Annotated in this window: 2 protein-coding genes; both read right to left on the bottom strand. The window is 36.8% G+C overall.

Features of this window, described 5'->3' with window-relative positions:
- The coding region (locus H8S17_RS17195; RefSeq protein ID WP_186867903.1) for a BlaI/MecI/CopY family transcriptional regulator at positions 1 to 95 on the bottom strand (95 nt) is incomplete at its 3' end.
- A 191-nt stretch (positions 96 to 286) separates the two neighbouring features.
- Positions 287 to 634: a helix-turn-helix transcriptional regulator gene (locus H8S17_RS16205; RefSeq protein WP_186867902.1), complete on the bottom strand. Its 348-nt coding sequence runs from the start codon at positions 632 to 634 to the stop codon at positions 287 to 289.
- Positions 635 to 839 lie beyond the last annotated feature (205 nt).

Raw genomic sequence — 839 nt, 5'->3', positions numbered from 1 at the left:
TTATCTGTTATTTCATTGGTACTGATCGGCGCATGTTTCCATACGATTTTCATAACTTCAAATTCAGCTTCAGAAATCTGTGGTAAATCGCTCATTTCAAATCCCTCCTTAAATCTTACGGCTGTAATAAATATATTATAGACGTTATTTATGTGGTTGTCAATTTCAGAAAAAACATATTGACTTGAAATCCTACTTGTGTAATAATTGAAATCTTACGATAGTAAGATTTGGAGATGGAAACAAAAAGAAAAGAACCAGAATCACAACGGATTAGCTGGTTCCTTTACTCGTTTGAATTACCTCTTTTATGTATGAGTGCTAAGAGGTATTCAATTGCTGGAAGAATCTCGGCTGCCTCTTGCTCATCACATTCCTGTAGCATCAATAACAGTTTTTGTTTTTTCACCCCATCCGTAGCAGTGTCAGGGTGGAAAATACGGTCTGCAGGAATGTGTAAATAAGCGATGATCTGGCACAATACTTCGAACTTGGGATTACCACGGTCGTTTTCAATATTTAGTATTGTACGCTCATCACAACCTATTTGTTCAGCTAATGCTGCTTGAGATAGATGGGCTTCTTCTCTGGCAGCCCGGACTTCCTTCGCAAGATTTTTTACATAGTCATGCATTACAATTCACCTCAGTGCTAGTTTACACTACAGGTTAAATATTATGAATTACAATAGAGTACAGGTGTAAGATAAAACAAACTACATAGGTAATTGCGAAACAAGTTCGCAATCCTGATTAAAAATGCGGTAAGAATCCTGCAATGCAGGATTCTTAAGATGAGAAGCAGGTGACATCAAAATTAGACATGAAAAAAGACTTCCC

Source organism: Roseburia zhanii, assembly GCF_014287635.1.
GTDB lineage: Bacteria > Bacillota > Clostridia > Lachnospirales > Lachnospiraceae > Roseburia_B > Roseburia_B zhanii.
The sequence above is the reverse complement of the archived record's forward strand: the minus strand, read 5'-3'. Positions and strand labels throughout refer to the sequence as shown.